This window comes from Tabrizicola sp. (genome assembly GCF_030694085.1).
In the GTDB taxonomy this organism is placed as follows: Bacteria; Pseudomonadota; Alphaproteobacteria; order Rhodobacterales; family Rhodobacteraceae; genus Tabrizicola.
Genome location: NZ_JAUXZE010000093.1, coordinates 105,098 through 125,439 on the forward strand (window position 1 = coordinate 105,098; position 20,342 = coordinate 125,439).

Genomic DNA, 20,342 nt, shown 5'->3' on the forward strand with positions numbered 1-20,342 from the left:
CGGGAGTTTGCCATGACAGCGCGCGCGACTCGGCTATCCGATCTGGGCCTGACGGCCCGGGCGGGGCGCGATCCGGCGCTGTCGGGGGTGACGGCGGACAGCCGGGCGGTGCGGGCGGGGATGCTGTTCGCCGCGTTGCCGGGGACAGCGGTGCATGGAGCCAGGTTCATCGGCGCGGCGTTGGAGCAGGGTGCGGCGGCAGTGCTGACCGATGCCGAAGGCGTTAAGCTTGCGGGCGCGGTGCTGGCCGACAGCGACGTGGCGCTGGTGGTGGCCGAGGACCCCCGCGCCGCGCTGGCCTGTGCGGCGGCCCTGTGGTTCGGCGCGCAGCCCGAGGTGATGGTCGCGGTGACGGGGACCAACGGCAAGACCTCCGTCGCGACCTTCACCCGGCAGATCTGGACCGCCCTGGGCCATGAGGCGATCAACATCGGCACCACGGGGATCGAGGGGGCCTGGTCGGCTCCGTCCGGGCACACGACGCCAGACCCGGTGACCCTGCAGAAGCTTCTGGCAGCGGCGGCTTCCGGGGGGGTGACCCATGCGGCGATGGAGGCCTCAAGCCACGGGATCGACCAGCGGCGGCTGGACGGGGTGCGGCTGCGGGCTGCGGGCTTCACCAACCTGACGCAGGATCACCTGGATTATCACGGCACGATGGCGGCCTATTTCGAGGCCAAGGCGCAGTTGTTCACCCGTTTGCTGCCCGAGGATGGGGTAGCCGTGGTGAACCTGGACGGTGCCAAGGGCTCCGAGATGGCCGAACTGGCGCTGGATCGGGGGCTGCGGGTGCTGACGGTCGGCAAGGGTCAGGGGGCGGATCTGCAGATTGCCGCGACCCGGCCCGATCCGACCGGACAGGAGGTGCGCTATCTGTGGCAGGGCCGCGCCTTCCAGACGCGTCTGGCGCTGATCGGGGCGTTTCAGGCCGAGAACGTGGCGGTGGCCGCGGGGCTTGCGATTGCGGCGGGAGATGCGCCGGAAGCGGTTCTGGCGGTGCTGCCGCGCCTGACCGGGGTCCGGGGCCGGATGCAGCTGGCCGCGACGCGCAGGAACGGGGCGGCGGTCTATGTGGACTATGCCCATACGCCGGATGCGCTGGAGACGGCGTTGCGGGCGCTGCGGCCGCATGTGATGGGGCGGATCATCGTCGTCTTCGGCGCGGGCGGCGACAGGGACCGCACCAAGCGACCCCTGATGGGGGCGGCGGCGCAGGCCCATGCCGATGTGCTTTACGTGACCGACGACAATCCCCGGACCGAGGACCCTGCATCGATCCGCGCGGCGATCCTGGAAGCCTGCCCCGAGGCCAACGAGGTCGGCGACCGGGCCGAGGCGATCCTGCGGGCGGTGGATGCGCTGCTGCCGGGAGACGCTCTCTTGATCGCCGGCAAGGGGCATGAAAGCGGACAGGTGATCGGGACGGACATCTATCCCTTCGACGATGTGGAACAGGCTTCGGTCGCCGTGGCCGCGCTGGATGGGGTGATCTGATGCTGTGGACATCTTCCGACGCGGCCCAGGCGACAGGCGGGCAGGTGACGAAGGCCTGGGCGGCCTCGGGCGTGTCCATCGACACGCGGACGCTGCAACCGGGCGATCTGTTCGTGGCGCTGAAGGACGTGCGGGACGGGCATGAGTTCGTGGCCCAGGCGCTGGAAAAGGGTGCGGCGGCGGCGCTGGTAAGTCGCGTGCCAGAGGGCGTGGCGCCGGATGCGCCGCTTCTTCTGGTGCCTGACGTGCTGAAGGCGCTGGAGGCGATGGGGGCCTTTGCGCGTGCGCGGACCAGGGCACGCGTGGTCGGCGTTACCGGGTCGGTCGGGAAGACCTCGACCAAAGAGATGCTCCGGGCGATCCTGGCGGGGCAGGGCAGGACCCACGCCGCGGAAGCCAGCTACAACAACCACTGGGGGGTGCCACTGACCTTGGCGCGGATGCCGCAGGACGCGGATTTCGCGGTGATCGAGATCGGGATGAACCATCCGGGCGAGATCGCGCCCCTGGCGCGGCTGGCGCGGCTGGATGTGGCGATGGTGACCACGGTCGCCCCGGCACATCTGGAGGCCTTCGACAGCGTCGAGGGTATCGCGCATGAAAAGGCCTCGATCTTCGACGGGTTGGTGCCGGGCGGTGTGGCGGTCTACAACGCCGATATCGCGACAGCGCCGATCCTGCGGGCACAGGCCGAAGCGGTAAGAGCGACGCCGGTGGCCTTCGGCGCGGTCGAGGGGGCGGATTACCGCCTGCTGTCGGCCCGGATCGCCGATGAGGCGACCGTCTGCCAGGCCACGCGACGCGGCGAGCCGGTGCTGTTCAAGGTCTCGTCCCCTGGCCGCCACTTTGCGGTGAATGCACTGGGTGCGCTGGCGGTGGCCGAGGCGCTGGGGGCGGACCCGATGATCGCGGCGCATGACCTGGGGCGCTGGGCGCCTCCGCCAGGGCGCGGGCAGCGCGAGCGGATCACGCTGGATATCGTCGAGGAGACCTTCTTCGACCTGATCGATGACGCCTTCAACGCCAACCCGGCCTCGATGGCCGCAAGTCTGGACGTGTTGATCGCGGCCCGGCCGACCGACGGGATCGGCCGCGTCGGTGGCGGCCGCCGGATCGCGATCCTGGGCGACATGCTGGAACTGGGTCCGACCGAGGGCGAGTTGCACGCGGCGATTGCCCGGCATCCGGGCCTGTCGGAGGTGCATGTGATCCATTGCGTCGGTCCCAGGATGAAGGCGCTGCATGCGGCCCTGCCACGCCTGCAGCGCGGGGAATGGGTCGAGACAGCGGCGGAACTGGCGCCGCGGGTGCGCAGCCTGATCGACGCGGGGGACATCCTGCTGGTCAAGGGCTCGAAGGGGATAAAGGTCAGCCTCGTCGTTGACGTTCTGCGGAAAATGGGGCAGGCCGCGAGCCCGAAAGAAGGGATCGTCTAGATGTTTTACTGGCTTGCCGAGTTTTCCGATGGCGGTGGGGTGTTCAACCTTTTCCGCTATATCACCGTCCGCGCGGGCGGAGCTTTTGTCACAGCTCTGCTCTTCGGGTTCCTGTTCGGTCGCCCGCTGATCGACCTTCTGCGCAGAAAACAGGGCAAAGGCCAGCCAATCCGCGACGACGGCCCGCAGTCGCATCTGTCGAAGGCCGGGACCCCGACGATGGGCGGCCTTCTGATCCTGTCGGCGCTGATGGTCTCGACGCTGCTCTGGGCACGTCTGGACAATCCCTTCGTCTGGATCGTGATCCTGGTCACGCTGGCCTTCGGGCTGATCGGCTTTGCCGACGACTATGCGAAGGTGACAAAGCAGAACACCAAAGGCGTCTCGGGCAAGGTGCGGATGGGACTGGGCCTTTTGATCGCGGCGCTGGCGGCCTATGCGGCCTCGATGTTCCACCCGCCCGAGCTGACGAATGAACTGGCCTTCCCCTTCTTCAAGGATGCGCTTCTGAACCTTGGCATATTCTTCGTGCCCTTCGGGATGATCGTGATCGTCGGAGCGGCGAACGCAGTCAACCTGACCGACGGGCTGGATGGTCTTGCGATCATGCCGGTGATGATTGCGGGCGGCACGCTGGGGATCATCGCCTATGCGGTGGGCCGGGTCGACTTTACGCAATACCTGGACGTCCACTATGTGCCGGGGACGTCGGAACTGCTGATCTTCTCGGCGGCCCTGTTCGGCGGCGGCCTGGGGTTCCTGTGGTACAACGCACCCCCGGCGGCGGTGTTCATGGGCGATACCGGGTCCTTGGCCCTGGGCGGTGCGCTGGGGGCCATCGCCGTCTGCACCAAGCACGAGATCGTGCTGGCCATCGTCGGCGGGTTGTTCGTCGTCGAGGCGCTGTCGGTGATCATCCAGGTCCTCTACTACAAGCGCACCAAGAAACGCATCTTCCTTATGGCGCCGATCCACCACCACTTCGAAAAGAAGGGCTGGGCCGAGCCGCAGATCGTGATCCGGTTCTGGATCATCAGCCTGATCCTGGCGATGATCGGCCTTGCGACACTGAAAGTCAGGTGAGTGGGTAGGGTGGGCGATATCGCCCACCCTACGCTTGCGCTTCAGCCGATTGTCCGCAGTTCTCCCGGCAGGCCCCGGGGCAGGGTCCGGCCCTGCGGCAGGGCAATCAGGGCACTTCCCCCGGCGGTGGCGGTGAAGATCTGCGCAGCTTCGCCATGCGGATTCTTCGCCCGGTAGAACCGGGTGTGGTGCAGGGTCAGGCCGTAGCCGAGGGGCCTCAGCTGGCCAACCAGGCGCTGAAGGTTCTCGCGGTCGTGCACCTCGATGTACAGGACCGGCCGGAACCGGGCGAGGGTGCCCAGGCCGCCCGCGACCACGCGGTCCTCGAAACCCTCGGTGTCGACCTTGATCAGGTCGCAGCGCGGCAGGGCCAGGCTGTCCACGGTGATCAGTGGCACCGTGTCCGTCTCGCCGCTGCCGGGGGTCAGCGAGACCTCGGTCGCGCCCGCGTTGTGGCGGGTGGCGGGGTCGTTCACCGGTACGGCGCAGGTTCCCGGCTGGTCGCCGACAGCGGCGCGCAGGCAGTGGACATGGGTCACCTGGTTCAGCGTGACATTGGCGCACAGAAGCTGGAAGCAGTAACGCTGCGGCTCGATGGCGGTAACGCGGCCTTGCGGGCCCACCGTGCGGGCCAGCGCCAGCGTGTGAAAGCCGATGTTCGCGCCCAGATCCAGCACATGATCCCCGGCGCGGGTGAGGGCGAGGATGCTGTCGACTTCGTCCCCCGCGAACTCGCCGTAAAGCCGCAGCGCGCGGCCGATGACGGTATCGCCCTGCAGGGTGAACATCCGACCGAAGCGGGTCTCGGCCTGGGGAAAGACCGGCATGGTTTGCACGTTCTTGGCTCCTTGCTTTGACGGAGAGATTAGCAGGTGGGGCGGTCAGCGGAAGCCGCCTCCTCTTTCCCTTTGCGCGATCCTCCCCTATCCCTGTGCCCGAACAGGTTGGGGGCAGGCGCATGATCCCGGTAAAGGGCTACAACGGGCAGAAGGTTGCGGTGCTGGGACTGGGCCGGTCGGGTCTGGCGACGGCAGCGGCCCTGGCCGCCGGGGGTGCGGAGCCTCTCCTGTGGGATGACAGCCCCGAGGCGCGGGCCAAGGCCGAAGCGGAGGGCTTCGCCCTGACCGACCTGACGCGGCACGCAGCGCTGGAGGGGGTGGCCTGCCTGGTGACCTCGCCCGGCATCCCGCATCTGTACCCCACCCCGAACCCGGTCATCGCCCGGGCATTGGAGCTGGGGATCCCGGTCGACAACGACATCGGCCTTTTCTTCCAGAGCGCGGCCGGAGACGAGTGGGCCGAGATGGAGACTCCGCCGAAGATCGTGGCGGTGACGGGATCAAACGGGAAGTCGACGACGACGGCGCTGATCCATCACATTCTGGACGTGGCGGGCAAGCCGACGCAGATGGCGGGGAACATCGGCACGGGGGTTCTTGCCATCGATCCGCCGTTGGATGGCGAGGTGGTGGTGCTGGAGCTGTCCTCGTACCAGACCGAACTTGCCCGCGCGCTGACGCCGGACGTGGCGGTCTTCACCAACCTGTCGCCCGACCACCTGGACCGGCACGGCGGCATGGGCGGGTATTTTGCGGCCAAGGCGCGGCTCTTCACGCTGGGCGGGCCGGACCGGGCCGTGATCGGCGTGGACGAGGTCGAGGGTCGATTCCTGGCGGGTGCGCTGGCGCAGGGGCCGCAGGATGACCGGGTAATCCGGGTGTCGTCGGGCCAGAAGCTGGACGAGTTTGGCTGGGCGGTCTTTGCCCGCAAAGGGTTTCTGGCGGAGTGGCGCAAGGGTCGGCAGGTGGCAAGCATCGACCTGCGCGAGATCAAGGGGTTGCCAGGCGCGCACAACCACCAGAACGCCTGCGCGGCCTATGCGGCCTGCCGGTCGCTGGGGCTGGCACCGAAGCTGATCGAGGGGGCACTGCAGTCGTTTGCTGGCCTGCCGCACAGAAGCCAGCTGGTCGGTGAGCGGGCCGGGGTGCGGTTCGTGAACGATTCGAAGGCGACGAACGTGGATTCGGCGGCGAAGGCCTTGCAAGCCTTCCCGAAGATCCGCTGGATTGCCGGGGGGCTGGGCAAGGACGGCGGGATCGCGGCGTTGCGGCCGGTGCTGGGATCGGTGGTGAAGGCCTATCTCATCGGCCATTCAGCGCGGGACTTTGCGCTCCAGATCGGCGACACCCCGCACGAGATCTGCGAGACGATGGAGCGGGCGGTGGCGCGCGCCGCCGAGGAGGCCCAGGCGGGGGAGGTCGTGCTACTGGCCCCGGCCGCGGCAAGTTTCGACCAGTATCCCAACTTCGAGAAGCGCGGCGAGGATTTCACCGCCCGGGTCAAGGCGCTGATCGGTTAGGTCCAGGACGCACCTCGTCTAAGCCCTTCGGGCACTCCTCGGAGGGTGAGCTCAGCGATGAGTGCCCGAAGGGCATCGAAGAGCGGGCCGTCAGACCGCCAGCAGCTTTCCGTCCTGGTCGGCCGACTCCACCGCGCAGTCCAGAAGCCGTTGCAGGGCCGCACCGCGCGCAAAGTCCGGGTCGGCGGGGCCTTCGCCACGGATCGCGGCGATGAACCGCTGATAGATCGTCGGCACGGGCGGGCAGTCCACGTCATGCCAGGTGCCGGTCTGGATGTCGTCACCCAGGCAGGCGCGCAGGTGGCTGACGGCCTTCTCGAAGGTCACTTCAAGACCCCCGGTCTGGCCGTAAAGCCGAAGCCGCAGGTCGTTCAGATGTCCGGTCGCAAAGCGTGTCGCCGCGACCGTTCCCAGAGCGCCATTTGCCAGCCGGACCTGCATGGTCGCGCTGTCGTTGGCGTCCAGCACATAGTCCCCGATCTGCCCGCCCGGCGCCTTGTCGAAGGTCTGCAACAGGCAGGAGACCTGCGTCGCGTCCATCCCGGCGATGAAGGTGGCGAAGTCGAGGATGTGGATGCCGACATCACCCAAGACGCCCTTGGAGCCATGCTTGGTGGACAGCCGCCACAGCCATTGCGGTTCGCGGTCCCAATGGCCCCAGGCAGGCTGGGTCAGCCAGCTTTGCAGGTAGGAGGCCTCGAAATGCCGGATGGTGCCGATGGCGCCGTCGCGGACCATCTGGGCGGCATGTTGCAGCGCGGGCACGTTGCGGTAGCTGAGGTTGACCATGTTCACCACGCCCGCCTTGGCGGCCGCGGTGGTCATCTCTTCGGCGTCCTTGGCGTTGGTCGCGAGCGGCTTTTCGCACAGGACATGCTTGCCTGAGGCCAGGAAGGGCAGGGTGGTCGCATAGTGCGCGGCATCGGGGGTGACGTTGGTCACCGCGTCGAATTCCCCCCAGGCGATTGCCTCTTGCACCGAGGCAAAGCCATGCGCGATGTTGTGCGCCTTCTGAAAGGCGCCCAGCTGTTCGGAGCGGGTGTCGATCCCGGCGACCAGGGTGACGCCCGGAATCGCCGCAAAGGCTTCGGCATGGTTTCGCGCCATGCCGCCGGTGCCAAGGATCAGGACGCGGACGGGCTGCATCAGCGGTACCCTTCCTCGCCGTCATGGTGCAGGCGCGGCCCGCGTTCCTCCAGCGGTTCCAGCGTCTTGCCGATGGGGGTGTTCGGGGCATCGGTGGGTTTTGCCAGTCGCGCCTCGGGGTTGAAGGCCCAGCGGACGCCGTTGCAGATCACCTTCTGCACCAGCGGCTGATGGTAGGTCGGGTAGGTTTCATGCCCCGGGCGGAAGTAGAAGATGTTGCCCGCACCACGCCGGTAGGTCAGGCCCGAGCGGAAGACCTCGCCGCCCTGGAACCAGCTGACGAAGACGGTTTCAAGCGGTTCGGGCACGCCGAAGGGCTCGCCATACATCTCTTCGTATTCGATGTCGAAATGGTCCGGGATGCCGCGGGCGATCGGGTGCTGGCGACTGGTGACCCAGAGCCGTTCGCGTTCCCCGGCTTCGCGCCACGACAGGTTGCAGGGCGCGCCCATCAGGCGCTTGAAGGGTTTGGAGAAGTGGGCAGAGTGCAGGAATATCACGCCCATGCCGGACCAGACGGCCTCGGCCACGCGTTCGACGATCTTGTCATCGACGTCGCCGTGGGCGGCATGGCCCCACCAGATCAGGACGTCGGTTTCCGCGAGCTTCTTCGCGGTCATCCCATGCTCCTTGTCTTGCAGGGTGACACTCGTCGCGGTGATCCCGTCTTCCTTGTTCAGAAACTCGGCAATCGTGCCGTGCATGGTCTTGGGATAAACCTCGGCCACGACCTTGTTCTTCTGTTCGTGGACGTTCTCGCCCCAGACGGTGACGCGGATGGTCATGGGTAGTCTCCTTCAGGATGGATGCGCGCCCAGGCGGTCCCGGGCGCGCGGGGTAGGGGGTCAGCGGACGGGCATGCCGTCGGCGTCGAAGCGGTAAAGGTGGCCCGGCTGCGGCGCGAGCGACACTTTCGCGCCGACCGCGATATTGGCCTTGCCGGGGCGGCGGACGATGACGGGCTCATCGCTGCCGATTTCCACGAAGAGGAAGTGGTCGGACCCCAGGTCCTCAACGTGGAGGACTTCGCCCGACCAGGGTCCGTTCTCCACGACCTCGATGTGTTCGGACCGCGCGCCCAGCGTGGTGCAGCCGTGGTCGGCGGCGAATTTCCCGGTCAGGAAGTTCATCTTCGGGCTGCCGATGAAACCTGCCACGAAGAGCGAGTTCGGATTCTCGTAAAGCTCGGCCGGGGTGCCCGCCTGTTCCAGCTTGCCGTCCCGCAACACGGCGATCCGGTCGGCCAGGGTCATCGCTTCCACCTGGTCGTGGGTGACGTAGATCATCGTGACGTTGGACATCGAATGGTGCAGCTTGGCGATTTCCAGACGGGTCTGGACGCGCAGGGCGGCGTCGAGGTTCGACAGGGGTTCGTCGAAAAGAAACACGCGCGGATCGCGCACGATGGCGCGGCCGATGGCGACACGCTGGCGCTGGCCGCCCGAGAGCTGCTTTGGCAGGCGGTCGAGCAGGTGGTCGATCTGCAGAAGTTTCGCGGCGGATTCGACGCGCTTGCGGATCTCCTCGGGGCTGGTCTTGTCCAGCTTCATCCCGAAGGCCATGTTGTCATAGACCTTCATGTGCGGATAAAGCGCGTAGCTTTGGAACACCATCGCGATGCCACGCTTGGAGGGGATCAGGTTGTTCACCTTTTCTCCGTCAAAGGTCATGTCGCCGGTAGTGATCTCTTCCAGGCCCGAGATCAGGCGCAGAAGCGTGGACTTGCCGCAGCCCGAAGGCCCGACGAAGACCATGAATTCGCCCTTCTCGATGGTCAGGTCGATGCCCTTGATCACCTGCACGGCGCCGTAGGACTTGGTGACGTTCTTCAGTTCGATCTTTGCCATGATGTCAGCCCTTCACGCCGCCCGCGGTCAAACCCGCGACGATCTTGCGTTGGAAAATGAGGACGAGGATGATCAGCGGGACGGTCACGATAACGCTCGCCGCCATGATCGGACCCCAGGGGATTTCCTGCTGGCTTGCGCCGGACAGAAGGCCGATTGCCACAGGAACCGTCCGGGTCGTCTCGGAACTGGTGAAGGTCAGGGCGAACAGGAATTCGTTCCAGGCACCGATGAAGGCCAGAAGGCCGGTCGTCACCAAAGCGGGCCAGAGAAGCGGCAGGAACACCTTGGTGATGATGATCCAGGGGGTCGCGCCGTCGACGATGGCCGCTTCCTCGATCTCGACCGGCAGGTCCCGCATGAAGGTGGTCAGCACCCAGACCGTGAAGGGCAAGGTGAAGATCACATAGGACATGATCATCGCGTAGGGCGTGTTGAAGATGCCCAGGAAGCGGACAAGCTCGAACAGGCCCGCCAGCACGGCGATCTGCGGGAACATCGACACCGCCAGGATCATCATCAGCAGAAGGCCCCGCCCTTTGAACCGGACCCGCGCCAGGGCGTAGGATGCGGTCACGGCCAGGAACAGCGCGAAGACCACGGTGGTCGTCGCGATGAAGACCGAGTTCCAGATCGAGCGGACGAAGTTCCGCCCGCCCAGCACGGATTCGTAGTTCGCCCAGCTGAAGGCCTTGGGCCAGTAGTTGACCTTGAAAAGCTCGGTCCCGGTCGCGAACGAAGTGACGATCGCATAGTAGAACGGGAAGACCGAGAAGACGACGATCACCACGACAAGCGCGTAGAAGGCGACGTCGTTCAGAAGCTTGCGGGCGTTCATTTCTGGCCCTCCCCGGAAAGGTCGACCTTGCCCAGCCAGATGTAGAGGCTGACGAAGACCGCGATTATCGCGAAAAGAAGGGTCGACTGCGCGGCACCGTAGGCGAACTTGTCGAAGTCGATCATGTTTTCGCGGCTGATCACCGACATGGTCTTGGTGGCGGCGCTGTTGGGCGTCAGCACATAGACCAGGTCGAAGATGCGCAGCGCGTCAAGCATGCGAAAGATGATCGCGACGGCCAGGGCCGGGCGGATCAAGGGCAGGGTGATCTTGAAGAACACCTTGACCGGGTTCACGCCGTCCAGCTTTGCCGCCTCGTAGATGTCGCGGGGGACCATCTGCAGGCCAGCCAGGATCAAGAGCGCCATGAAGGGCGTGGTCTTCCAGATGTCGACCATCAGGACGGCATACATCGCGGTGTCGACGGATGCGGTCCAGGCGATCTTCTGGTCGATCAGGCCCAGGCTCAGCAGGATGTCGTTGATGATCCCGAACTGGTCATTCAGCATCCAGGCCCACATCTTCGCGCTCACGATGGTCGGGATGGCCCAGGGGATCAGGATGGCGGCGCGCACAAAGCCACGGCCCTTGAATTCGGCGTTCAGGACAAGGGCGACGATCAGGCCCAGCACCGTCTCGAACAGGACCGAGACGAAGGCGAAGCGCACCGTGTTCCAGACTGCGTTCCACCAGGCCGGATCGACCAGCGTCCCGCGCCAGATCCAGCGCCCGCTCTCCAGCACGCGCAGGGACAGATAGTTGTCAAAGCCGATGAACTCGCCGCCGTAAAGGTCGGACAACAGGGTGTTGGTCAGCGAAAACCAGATCGTGCGCAGCAGCGGCCAGGCGGCCACGAAGAACAGTGCAGCCAGCATGGGCGCAAGAAACCAGAAGGCCGCGCGTTGCCGTTGCTGCGAGAGGCTGAGCCCCCCGGTATTTGTTGCCATGATTCCCTCCCCTTTCGGGTCCCCCTCCGAGACCCGGTTAGAAAAGGCGGGCGGCTCGCCGTGAAGAAAGCCGCCCGCCGATGGGGTCAGTCAGGTCCGGGAGGACTTACCAGCCCGACCCCTTGAGGTCCGTCAGTTCGACTTCGAGAAGCTCCAGGTTCTCGGCAGCCGAGCCTTCACCCGACAGGGTGCTGTGAACGGCAGACCAGAACTTGGCCGACACCTCGTTGTACTTGCCCAGCGTCGGGGCCGAGGGGCGCGGAACGGCGTTCAGGAACACGTCCTTCCATTGCGGGATGATCGGCTGCGCTGCGGCGATGTCGGCGTCGTCATAAAGGGCGACGATCGTCGGCAGGTTCGATTCGTTGATCGCGCGCTGCTTCTGCGCCTCGGGTCCGGCGAGATACATCGCCAGGCTGATCGCGGCGTCCTGCTTGGTCGAATACTTCGACACGGCAACGTTCCAGCCGCCCAGCGTCGCCGCAGAGGTGTCGCCGTCCTTGCCAATCGGCAGGGTGGTCACGGCGAACTTGCCCTTGACGGCCGAATCGTCGCCGTTGCCCAGGCCGTAGGCATAGGGCCAGTTGCGCATGAAGACGGCGTTGCCGGTCTGCCAGACGCCGCGCGCCTCTTCTTCCTGATAGGCCAGAACGCCCCCGGGGCTGATCGTTCCGACCCAGCCCTTGACGGTTTCAAGGGCTTCCACGGCATTGGGGTTGTTGATGCTGATTGTGCCGTCAGTTTCAACAATCTGTCCGCCGCCGAAGGATTTCACCCATTCCAGCGCGTTGCAGGTCAGGCCTTCATAGGCGTTGCCCTGCCAGACAAAGCCCCAAAGGTCGGCGTTGCCCTCGGCGCGTTCCGCATCCTGGATGAACTGAGCGGTCTCGGTCAGCTCGGCCCAGGTTTGCGGCGGGGTCTTGCCGTGCTTTTCCAGCAGGTCGGTGCGGTAGTAAAGCGCCGGTGCGTCGGTGAAGATCGGCAGCGCGACCAGCTTGCCGTTCACGGTCTGCGATTCGATGATCGACGGGAAGTGGGTCGGTGCCAGATCCTTTGCGACCTCGGTCAGGTCGACGAAGTGGTCTGCCAGCTGCGGGGCCCAGATCACGTCGGTCTGGTAAAGGTCGATGTCGGCGGCACCGGCGGCCAGCCACAGGCGATACTGGCCGAACTGGTCGGTGGTCGACGCGGGCATCGGCACCATCGTCACGGTGTTGCCGGTCGCCTCTTCCCACGGCTTGACCAGTGCCTTGAAGTTCTCGACCGCATTGCCGACAGCGCCCGAGACATAGAACAGCTCTTCGGCCGCGACCGGGGCGCCGAAGACGGCAAGCATGGCGGCAGTTGCGGTCGCGCGGAGTGCGCGGCCTTTCATGATGATCATTTGGTTTCCTCCCAAAGGCCGCCGGTGTGGCGTGCCATCTCCTGTAGCAAAACGCCCGGTTTTCCCGAAACGTTTCGGAAAACATAGTCCCCAAAGCGCTTTCGGTCAACGATTCGTGTGGATGCCACCGGCGTCAGAGGTTGGCGACAGAGTTCCGCTCGATGAAGCTGTAGCTGCCCAGACGTTGGAGCGTTCCAAGCGGCTTGCCCTCGATCGCCCCCGCCAGGCAGTCGGCCAGTGGCTCCCAGCTATCGCGCAGCGGGGATTTCGTGACCGTCAGCGACGGGAAGAAGGCCGAGGCGCGCAGCGCGGGCAGCTCGTCATCATGCGCCACGACCGAAACATCGCCGGGCACCGACAGCCCCAGCGCCTCCAACCCCTGATAAACCCCGCGCGCCAGACGGACGTTGCCGCAGACGATGGCGGTGGGACATGGCGCATCGCCCGAAAAAAGCCGGATCGTGTCGGTCAACCCGTGCGCCTCGTCCATGACGCCATGCAAGTGCAGGTGCGGCAGGACCTCGGCCCCCCCGTCGCGCAACGCCCGGATGTAGCCCTGTTCCCGCACAGTGACGTAGGACCGATCAGCGATCCCGTTCAGAAAGGCGATGCGCCGGTGGCCGCGCTGGATAAGGTGCGCGGTCAGATCATAGGCAAGCTGTTCATTTTCAATGTCAAAATACGGGTAGTCGATCACCTTGCCGCTGCGGCCATGCACCACGAACGAAACCCCGGCCTTGCGCAGGAAGTCGATCCGGGGGTCCCGTTCCATCGGGTCGATCAGCACGAAGCCGTCCAGCATCGCGGTGCCGATCAGCTTCTGGTAGACCGGCAGCGCGTTTTCCTGCTCGGCCATCATGTGCAGCACGAACTGCATGCCCCGACCGGAAAACTGGGTGGACAGCCCCGCCACCACCTCCATGAAGATGCGGTCCTGGCCGATGTTGCGATACTGCGGCACCACCAGGCCGACCATCCCCGACCGTCCCGAGACCAGTTTCCGGGCCGAGGCGTTGGGGTGATAGTTCATCGCCCGCGCCGTGGCCTTGACGCGCAGCCGGGTTTCCTCGTTCACGTCGGAATGGTCGTTCAGCGCCCGGCTGACCTGGGTGATGGACAGATCAAGCGCGCGCGCGATGTCTTTCAGCGTCGCCATGAGTCAAACCCCTTTGGAACATATCCGAAACATTTCGGATAGGAAAATCAACCAAAATCTTCCGCGCGGCTTGCCACGACGGACCTGCGTCGCAATGCTGCGTCCATGTCCGACACTGTCACCCTGCGTCTGCGGCTTCTCTTCGGCGACCGGCTGGTCTTCGGACCGGGGAAGGGCGAACTTCTGGCACGCATTTCCGAGTCCGGCTCGATCGCCGCCGCTGGCCGGGCGATGGGGATGAGCTACAAGCGCGCCTGGGCACTTGTCGAAGAGATGAACGCTGCCTTCCGTGCCCCGCTGGTGGTTTCGGCCCGGGGCGGAGCGGGTGGTGGCGGGGCAACGCTGACTGCCGAGGGGCAGGAGGTCCTGGCCGCCTACCGGGCGATGCTTGACGCGGTCGAGACTGCCGCGGCGCCGCAGCTCGCACGGATGGTGGCGATGCTCGATATGTCTGGTGGGAAATAACGCTTGCCCGGCTTTGGCCCGGTCCATATGGTCCGCCAGACATATCGGAGACCCTATGCGCCTTGCCATTCCCGTCCTTGCCCTGGTCCTGTCGGCCCAGACCGCGCTGGCCGATGTCACGGTCTTTGCCGCCGCCAGCCTGAAGACGGCGCTGGACCAGATCGCGCTGGACTGGACCGCTCGGACCGGCAGCAGGGTCACCCTCTCCTATGGCGGCACCCCGGCACTGGCGCGGCAGATCGCCGAGGGCGCGCCAGCCGATCTGTTCCTTTCCGCGTCGAAGGCCTGGATGGACGATCTTCAGGACAAGGCGCTGATCCGGCCCGAGACCCGCCGCGACCTTCTTGGCAACAGCCTGGTGCTGGTGGCGCATGGGCAGGCGGCTCCGGTGACCATTGACGCCAGCCTTGACCTTCCGGGCCTCCTGCAAGGCGGCAAGCTGGCGATGGCGCTGGTCGACGCGGTGCCCGCCGGGCAATACGGCAAGGAGGCGCTTGCGACACTGGGCCTTTGGGTCGCGGCCGAACCCAGCATCGTGCAGTCCGAGAACGTCCGCGCGGCCCTGCACCTGGTTGCCCTGGGCGAGGCGCCGCTGGGCATCGTCTACGCCTCGGACGCGGTGGCAGAGCCGAGCGTGACGGTGATCGGCAGTTTCCCGGCAGAGAGCCACACCCCCATCGTCTATCCCGCCGCGTTGACCCTGGAGGCGGGACCCGATGCGATGGACTTCCTTGACCACCTCTCCGGCCCCGCTGCGCAAGCAGTGTTCCAGGCCAACGGCTTCCTGCCCTTGCAGTAAACAGGACCCGCATGGCAGCGTCCGCGCATGACTGACTGGCTTCCCCCCGAGGCGGCGATCGCCCTTTCACTGTCCTTGCGCGTGTCGCTGGTGGCGGTGCTGGTCAGTTTGCCGCTGGGGGTGCTGGTCGCCTATGCGCTGGCCCGCTGGCGCTTTCCGGGGCATGGCCTGCTGAACGGTCTGGTCCATCTGCCGCTGATCCTGCCTCCGGTGGTGACGGGCTACCTGCTCCTGCTGACCTTCGGGCGGCAGGGCTGGGTCGGGGCGGCCTTGTGGGACTGGTTCGGCTTTACCTTCGCCTTCCGCTGGACCGGCGCGGCACTGGCCGCCGGGGTGATGGCCTTCCCGCTCCTCGTCCGCGCGATCCGGCTGGCGATCGAGGCTGTGGACCCGAAACTGGAAGAGGCCGCCGCGACCCTTGGTGCCTCGCGGGTCGTGGTCTTTGCCACGGTAACGCTGCCCCTGATCCTGCCCGGCGTCATCGCCGGGGCAGTTCTGGCCTTTGCCAAGGCGATGGGCGAGTTTGGCGCGACGATCACCTTTGTCGCCAACATCCCCGGCGAGACGCAGACCCTGCCGACAGCGATCTACAGCTTCCTGCAGGTGCCAGGTGGCGACGGCGCGGCCTTGCAGCTGGTCCTGATCTCGGTCGCGGTGGCGATGCTGGCACTGGCCGTGTCGGAATGGCTCTCGCGCCGGGTGGCCAGAAGGATCGCCGGGCGATGACGCTGGAGATCCGCCTGGCACATGCCTTTCCCGATTTCGGGCTGGATGTAGACCTGACCCTGCCGGGCGGGCTGACCTGCCTGTTCGGGCGGTCGGGGTCGGGCAAGACCAGCATCGTCAATGCGGTGGCGGGCCTTCTGCGGCCCGATCAGGCGCGGATCATGCTGGACGGGGCGGCGTTGCACGATCTGCCGCCGCACAAGCGCGAAGTGGGCTATGTCTTTCAGGACGCCAGACTGTTCCCGCACCTCACCGTGGCAGAAAACTTGACCTACGGCCCCCGCGTCCGGCGGCATCCGCCCGTGGGGCTGGACCGGATCATCGCGCTTCTGGACATCGGCGGCCTGCTTGATCGCCGACCCGGCACCCTTTCAGGGGGCGAACGGCAGCGCGTCGCCATCGGGCGGGCGCTCTTGTCGCGGCCACGGCTTTTGCTGATGGACGAACCGCTTGCCGCGCTGGACGAGGCGCGGAAGGCCGAGATCCTGCCCTACATCGAGGCGCTTCGCGACGAGACCGGCCTGCCGATCCTGTATGTCAGCCATTCCGTGCCCGAGGTGGCGCGGCTTGCGACCACAATCGTCCTGGTCGAGGCCGGGCGGATCGCGGCGGTCGGTCCAGCGGCCCAGATCCTGTCTGACCCTGGCACGGCCGCGCTTCTGGGGTTGCGCGATGCGGGGGCGGTCCTGACCGCACGAATTGACGCGCATGAGGCGGACGGACTGACCCGGCTTCAGACGGCGGCGGGGCCGCTGTGGCTGCCGCATGTCGCGGGGCCGGTCGGTCGGCCGTTGCGGGTGCGGATCGCGGCGCAGGATGTGATCCTGTCCCGGCACCGGCCCAAGGGCCTGTCGGCACTGAACATCCTTCCGGCCCGGATCGCGGCGCTGCACGAGGGGCAGGGACCGGGGGTTCTGGTGCGGCTTGACCTTGGGGGCGAGTTCCTGCTGGCGCGCGTCACGCGGCGCTCGGCTCAGATGCTGGAGTTGCAGCCAGGGCTGTCGGTCCATGCGGTGCTGAAATCCGTCTCCGTCGCGCAGTCTGATGTGGGTGGCAGACCCGCGCCTGATTCGGCCTGAGCGCCGACCCGCGCAGTGCCGGGGCGCTGGAAAACCCGGCATGATGCGGCTCTCTGCTCACCTTCGGTTGTATGCGCGCATTGCATCGTTGACAGGCCCACCGGCTGAAGGAGTAAGGTTTGCCCGCAGGGGGCGTTCCTTCCGGTCTGACAAGGTCCTGTTACATTCAGGCTGCACTCAGGCTGGCAGCGCGCGTCCGCAAGAACCAGAAAACTCGGGGACAGCCCGCGCCTCTGCCATCAACTCAGGGAGACTAACCGTGAAACACTCCACCTCCGCCTTCAGCCGCCGCCGGTTCCTGCAAGGTTCCGCCGCGGGCGCTGGCATCCTTGCCGCACCGGCAATCATCTCGTCCAAGGCGCTTGCCTCGTCGGGCGAAGTCAATTTCATCGGCTGGGCCGGCTATCCGGCACTGGCCGAAAAGGTGTTCCCGGCTTTCGAAGCCGCGACCGGGATCAAGGTCAACTTCAAGGAACTCCCCGACCAGGACACGATGTTTGCCGAAGGCAAGGTCGCACTGGAAGCCGGTGGCGTCGACGTTCTGGAGCCGACGATCGACCGCTGGGGCGGCTGGAACTCGAACGGCCTGCTTGGTGCCTGGGACCCGGCAAAGCTGGCAATGGACAACTACCTGCCCGGTCTGGCCGACGGCTCGGCTGGCGAGCGTTCGCGTGCCGGCGACGCGCTGATGTACGTGCCCTCGAACTGGGGCACCGAAGCACTGGTCGTGAACGAGGCGGAAGCCAAGCTGTCCTCGCCGCCGTCGCTGGGCGATCTCTTCAGCCCCGACAACTCGGTCGTGCTGCGTCCGCACTCGACCCTGGCCGCAATGGGCCGCTGGCTGGATGCGACCGGCAAGCTGCCGCGTCCGTGGATGGACGGCTACAGCGACATGGGGGCGATGGTCGAGCTGTGGGACATCGCGCTGGCCGAGGCGATCAAGGCCAAGGGCAATGTCGTGCAGTGGTGGTCGGGCGAGAACGAGGCCAACGCCGGCTTCACCGCCAACGGAGCGACCGTGGGTCTGTGCTGGGATTCGACCGGCTACAACCTGCGCAATGACGGCTACAAGTACGTGGCCCCCGCCGAAGGCGCCTTCGCCTGGCACCAGGGCTTCGTGCTGATGAAGAACGCCGCCAACGTCGACCAGGCACACGAGTTTGCCAAGTTCGTCTCGACCGCCGAAGGCTCGGCGATGTGGGCGGCGGCCTTCTCGTCGAACGCGGTCGGCAAGGGCTCGGCTGACTTCATCGACCCGGATGTTGCGGCTTACTACGGCGGCACCTTCAACGACGAGGCGCTGGGCAAGTTGTGGTGGTGGCCGGAACAGTCGGCCGAGTTCATCGCCAAGCGGTCGGAATACGCCGACAAGTACAAGGCGGCCTGATCCGGGGCCTCTGACAGGCGATCCCCACGCCGGGTCCGAAAGGGCTCGGCGTGACTTTTTTGGGCAGCGCGGCGTCGGTCTGGACCGAATGTCGGGCAGAATCTGGCGATACCCATTGCGGGGGCCGGGCTGCCTGCTAGCCTGCAACGAAAATAATGCACTTCAGGGGGACCACGCAGACCATGAGCGCGGGAATTGATCTGGAAAACGTCTGCTGCGACTTCGGCACCTTCCGGGCCGTCGACAACGCCAACGTGTCGATAAAACCGGGCGAGTTCTTCTCGTTCCTTGGGCCCTCGGGCTGCGGCAAGACTACGATCCTGCGCATGGTCTCGGGCTTCATCGAGCCGACCGAGGGCGTGATCCGCATCGGGGGCGAGGATGTGCGGGGCAAGCGCCCGAACCAGCGCCCGACCGCGCTGATCTTCCAGAACCTCGCCCTCTTTCCGCTGATGCCGATCTGGGAGAACATCACATTCGGCCTGGAAGTGCGCGGCGTCGACAAGGCCACCCGCCGCAGACGTGCTGAAGAGCTGTTGCAGCTGGTCGACCTGCACGGCGCTGCCGACAAGATGGTCAGCCAGCTTTCCGGCGGGCAGAAGCAGCGCGTCGCCATCGCCCGCGCGCTTGCGGTGGAACCGCAGGTGATGCTGCTGGACGAACCCCTGTCGGCGCTTGACCTTAAGCTGCGCCAACATATGCGCGCCGAGCTTCGCGCCATCCAGCAGCGCACCGGGGTCACCTTCATCTACATCACCCACGACCAGGGCGAGGCGCTGGCGATGTCGGACCGGGTGGGCGTCATGTCCCAGGGCCGCATCCAGCAGATCGCCGACCCGCGCGAGATCTACAACAACCCCGTCAACGGATTTGTCGCCAGTTTCGTCGGCGAAAACAACATCTTCAAGGGCGAGGTTCAGCAAGTCGCCGACGGCATGGCCAGTTTCGCCACCCCGCAAGGCACGTTCCGCGCCAGGCTGGGCGACCTTGCTGGCCGCGACGGCAAGCTTTACGTCCGCCCCGAACACACATTGATCTCGGCCACGGCGGCGGCCGAGAACTCGGTCCCCGTCACGATCAGCGACATATCGTTCGAGGGCAACTTCATATCGGTCCACGCGGTCAGCGACAGCGGGGCGGTGCTTTCCGCGGAACTTCGCAACGACGGATCGGCCACGATGCCGGAAAAGGGTGCGAAAGCCTACATGTCCTTCGATCCCGCGCGGGCCGCGATCCTGCCCGACGCGAACGTGCGGAGCTGACGATGCAGGACCTCCTCCGCCGCTACGGCCCCGGCCTTACCCTGATCATGGCGCTGATGGTCGCCTTCTGGCTCTTGATGCTGGTCATCATCCCGAACATGACGCTGTTCGAGCAAAGCTTCCGACCCTACCTGCCGGTGACCGAGGTCGGCGGCCCGAGGGACACCTACAGCTTCAACAACTATCTCAAGGTCTTCGATGGCAGCATCGAACGCAGCTTCCTTGGCTTCACCTTCACGATCCCGGTGCATGTGCTGACCTTCTGGCTGACGATCTGGTATTCGATGGTCGTGACGGTCATGTGCTTCCTTCTGGCCTATCCGCTGGCCTATTACATGGCCAAGATCGTCAATCCCCGGTCGCTGCCGACGCTGATCCTGCTCTTGTTCATCCCGCTCTGGGTGTCCGAGGTGCTGCGCGCCTTCGCCTGGTGGATCATCCTTGCGTTCCGCGGTCCGCTGAACTGGCTTTTGCTGAACCTGGGTTTGATCGAGGACCCGATCCGCTGGACCAACATGGGCTACACCGGCGTCGTGATCGGGCTGGTCTACACCTATGTCCTTTTCATGCTTTTCCCGATCTACAACGCGATCCAGTCGCTGGACACCAACCAGATCGAGGCGGCCGAGGACCTGGGTGCGCCCTGGTGGAAGATCCACTGGCGCATCGTGCTGCCCCATTCGAAGCCCGGCATCGCTTCGGGGTCGGTGATGGTCTTCATGCTTTCCGCCGGCTCGCTTCTGGTGCCGTCGATCCTGGGGTCCACCACCTCGCAATGGTTCACCCAGACGATCAACCAGTGGTTCAACGACGCGCTCGACTGGAACACGGCCTCGGCCTATGCCTTCCTGCTGCTTCTCCTCTGCACCCTTTTCGTCAGCCTGGCGATGTGGGTCTTCCGGGTGAAGCTGTCCGACATCGCGAAGTAGGGGAG

General features: G+C 65.9%; 19 protein-coding genes. 11 read left to right on the forward strand and 8 right to left on the reverse strand.

Annotated features, from left to right (window positions below):
* Positions 1–12 precede the first annotated feature (12 nt).
* The 3 genes from Q8M85_RS21565 to mraY are packed head-to-tail and all read left to right on the forward strand — an operon-like array spanning position 13 to position 4,013.
* On the forward strand, positions 13–1,494 hold the full coding sequence (locus Q8M85_RS21565) for a UDP-N-acetylmuramoyl-L-alanyl-D-glutamate--2,6-diaminopimelate ligase (protein WP_305548579.1): 1,482 nt from the start codon (positions 13–15) through the stop codon (positions 1,492–1,494).
* Positions 1,494–2,930, forward strand: a complete 1,437-nt coding sequence (gene murF / locus Q8M85_RS21570) for a UDP-N-acetylmuramoyl-tripeptide--D-alanyl-D-alanine ligase (protein ID WP_305548581.1) — start codon at positions 1,494–1,496, stop codon at positions 2,928–2,930. Before Q8M85_RS21565 ends, murF begins: the two co-directional genes overlap by 1 nt.
* Complete coding sequence (gene mraY / locus Q8M85_RS21575; RefSeq protein WP_305548583.1) at positions 2,931–4,013, forward strand: phospho-N-acetylmuramoyl-pentapeptide-transferase; 1,083 nt, start codon at positions 2,931–2,933, stop codon at positions 4,011–4,013.
* Between the two features lie 41 nt (positions 4,014–4,054).
* Here the strand turns inward: mraY and Q8M85_RS21580 are convergent, their stop codons facing one another.
* Positions 4,055–4,840 (reverse strand): FkbM family methyltransferase, encoded by a 786-nt coding sequence (locus Q8M85_RS21580; protein ID WP_305548585.1) that lies wholly within the window; start codon positions 4,838–4,840, stop codon positions 4,055–4,057.
* A 131-nt stretch (positions 4,841–4,971) separates the two neighbouring features.
* Between Q8M85_RS21580 and murD the strand changes: the two genes are divergently transcribed.
* On the forward strand, positions 4,972–6,372 hold the full coding sequence (murD, locus tag Q8M85_RS21585; RefSeq protein WP_305548587.1) for a UDP-N-acetylmuramoyl-L-alanine--D-glutamate ligase: 1,401 nt from the start codon (positions 4,972–4,974) through the stop codon (positions 6,370–6,372).
* A gap of 90 nt (positions 6,373–6,462) precedes the next feature.
* Here murD and Q8M85_RS21590 read toward each other — a convergent pair whose 3' ends face one another.
* The 7 genes from Q8M85_RS21590 to Q8M85_RS21620 form a co-directional block, all read right to left on the reverse strand.
* Positions 6,463–7,518, reverse strand: a complete 1,056-nt coding sequence (locus Q8M85_RS21590; protein WP_305548589.1) for a Gfo/Idh/MocA family protein — start codon at positions 7,516–7,518, stop codon at positions 6,463–6,465.
* The gene (locus Q8M85_RS21595) at positions 7,518–8,303 is read right to left on the reverse strand and encodes a ThuA domain-containing protein (RefSeq protein ID WP_305548590.1); all 786 of its coding nucleotides are present in this window, start codon (positions 8,301–8,303) and stop codon (positions 7,518–7,520) included. Before Q8M85_RS21595 ends, Q8M85_RS21590 begins: the two co-directional genes overlap by 1 nt.
* Before the next feature lie 60 nt (positions 8,304–8,363).
* Entirely contained in the window at positions 8,364–9,365 is a 1,002-nt protein-coding gene (locus Q8M85_RS21600; protein ID WP_305548592.1) for an ABC transporter ATP-binding protein, read from the reverse strand.
* Positions 9,366–9,369: 4 nt separating this feature from the next.
* Entirely contained in the window at positions 9,370–10,203 is an 834-nt protein-coding gene (locus Q8M85_RS21605; RefSeq protein ID WP_305548594.1) for a carbohydrate ABC transporter permease, read from the reverse strand.
* Positions 10,200–11,150, reverse strand: a complete 951-nt coding sequence (locus Q8M85_RS21610) for a carbohydrate ABC transporter permease (RefSeq protein ID WP_305548596.1) — start codon at positions 11,148–11,150, stop codon at positions 10,200–10,202. The genes Q8M85_RS21605 and Q8M85_RS21610 overlap by 4 nt, the downstream gene beginning before the upstream one ends.
* A 106-nt stretch (positions 11,151–11,256) precedes the next feature.
* Positions 11,257–12,534 (reverse strand): ABC transporter substrate-binding protein, encoded by a 1,278-nt coding sequence (locus Q8M85_RS21615; protein WP_305548598.1) that lies wholly within the window; start codon positions 12,532–12,534, stop codon positions 11,257–11,259.
* Between the two features lie 133 nt (positions 12,535–12,667).
* A complete protein-coding gene (locus tag Q8M85_RS21620) occupies positions 12,668–13,690 on the reverse strand; it encodes a substrate-binding domain-containing protein (protein ID WP_305548600.1) in 1,023 nt (340 codons plus the stop codon).
* Positions 13,691–13,795: 105 nt separating this feature from the next.
* On the opposite strand from Q8M85_RS21620, the gene Q8M85_RS21625 reads away from it, so the two are divergent.
* The 7 genes from Q8M85_RS21625 (at position 13,796) to Q8M85_RS21655 (ending at position 20,337) form a co-directional block, all read left to right on the forward strand.
* Positions 13,796–14,155 (forward strand): winged helix-turn-helix domain-containing protein, encoded by a 360-nt coding sequence (locus tag Q8M85_RS21625; protein WP_305548602.1) that lies wholly within the window; start codon positions 13,796–13,798, stop codon positions 14,153–14,155.
* A 55-nt stretch (positions 14,156–14,210) separates the two neighbouring features.
* Positions 14,211–14,954 carry a molybdate ABC transporter substrate-binding protein gene (gene modA / locus Q8M85_RS21630; RefSeq protein WP_305548604.1) on the forward strand — a complete coding sequence of 248 codons (744 nt, stop codon included), beginning with the start codon at positions 14,211–14,213 and terminating at the stop codon, positions 14,952–14,954.
* 27 nt (positions 14,955–14,981) lie between these two features.
* Entirely contained in the window at positions 14,982–15,680 is a 699-nt protein-coding gene (modB, locus tag Q8M85_RS21635; RefSeq protein ID WP_305548606.1) for a molybdate ABC transporter permease subunit, read from the forward strand.
* Positions 15,677–16,759, forward strand: coding sequence for a molybdenum ABC transporter ATP-binding protein (gene modC / locus Q8M85_RS21640; protein ID WP_305548608.1), 1,083 nt, complete (start codon positions 15,677–15,679; stop codon positions 16,757–16,759). The genes modB and modC overlap by 4 nt, the downstream gene beginning before the upstream one ends.
* 259 nt (positions 16,760–17,018) lie before the next feature.
* Positions 17,019–18,146 (forward strand): extracellular solute-binding protein, encoded by a 1,128-nt coding sequence (locus tag Q8M85_RS21645; RefSeq protein WP_305548610.1) that lies wholly within the window; start codon positions 17,019–17,021, stop codon positions 18,144–18,146.
* 182 nt (positions 18,147–18,328) lie between these two features.
* Complete coding sequence (locus tag Q8M85_RS21650; protein WP_305548612.1) at positions 18,329–19,408, forward strand: ABC transporter ATP-binding protein; 1,080 nt, start codon at positions 18,329–18,331, stop codon at positions 19,406–19,408.
* 2 nt (positions 19,409–19,410) lie between these two features.
* Positions 19,411–20,337 (forward strand): ABC transporter permease, encoded by a 927-nt coding sequence (locus Q8M85_RS21655; RefSeq protein ID WP_305548615.1) that lies wholly within the window; start codon positions 19,411–19,413, stop codon positions 20,335–20,337.
* The last annotated feature ends 5 nt before the right edge of the window (positions 20,338–20,342 follow it).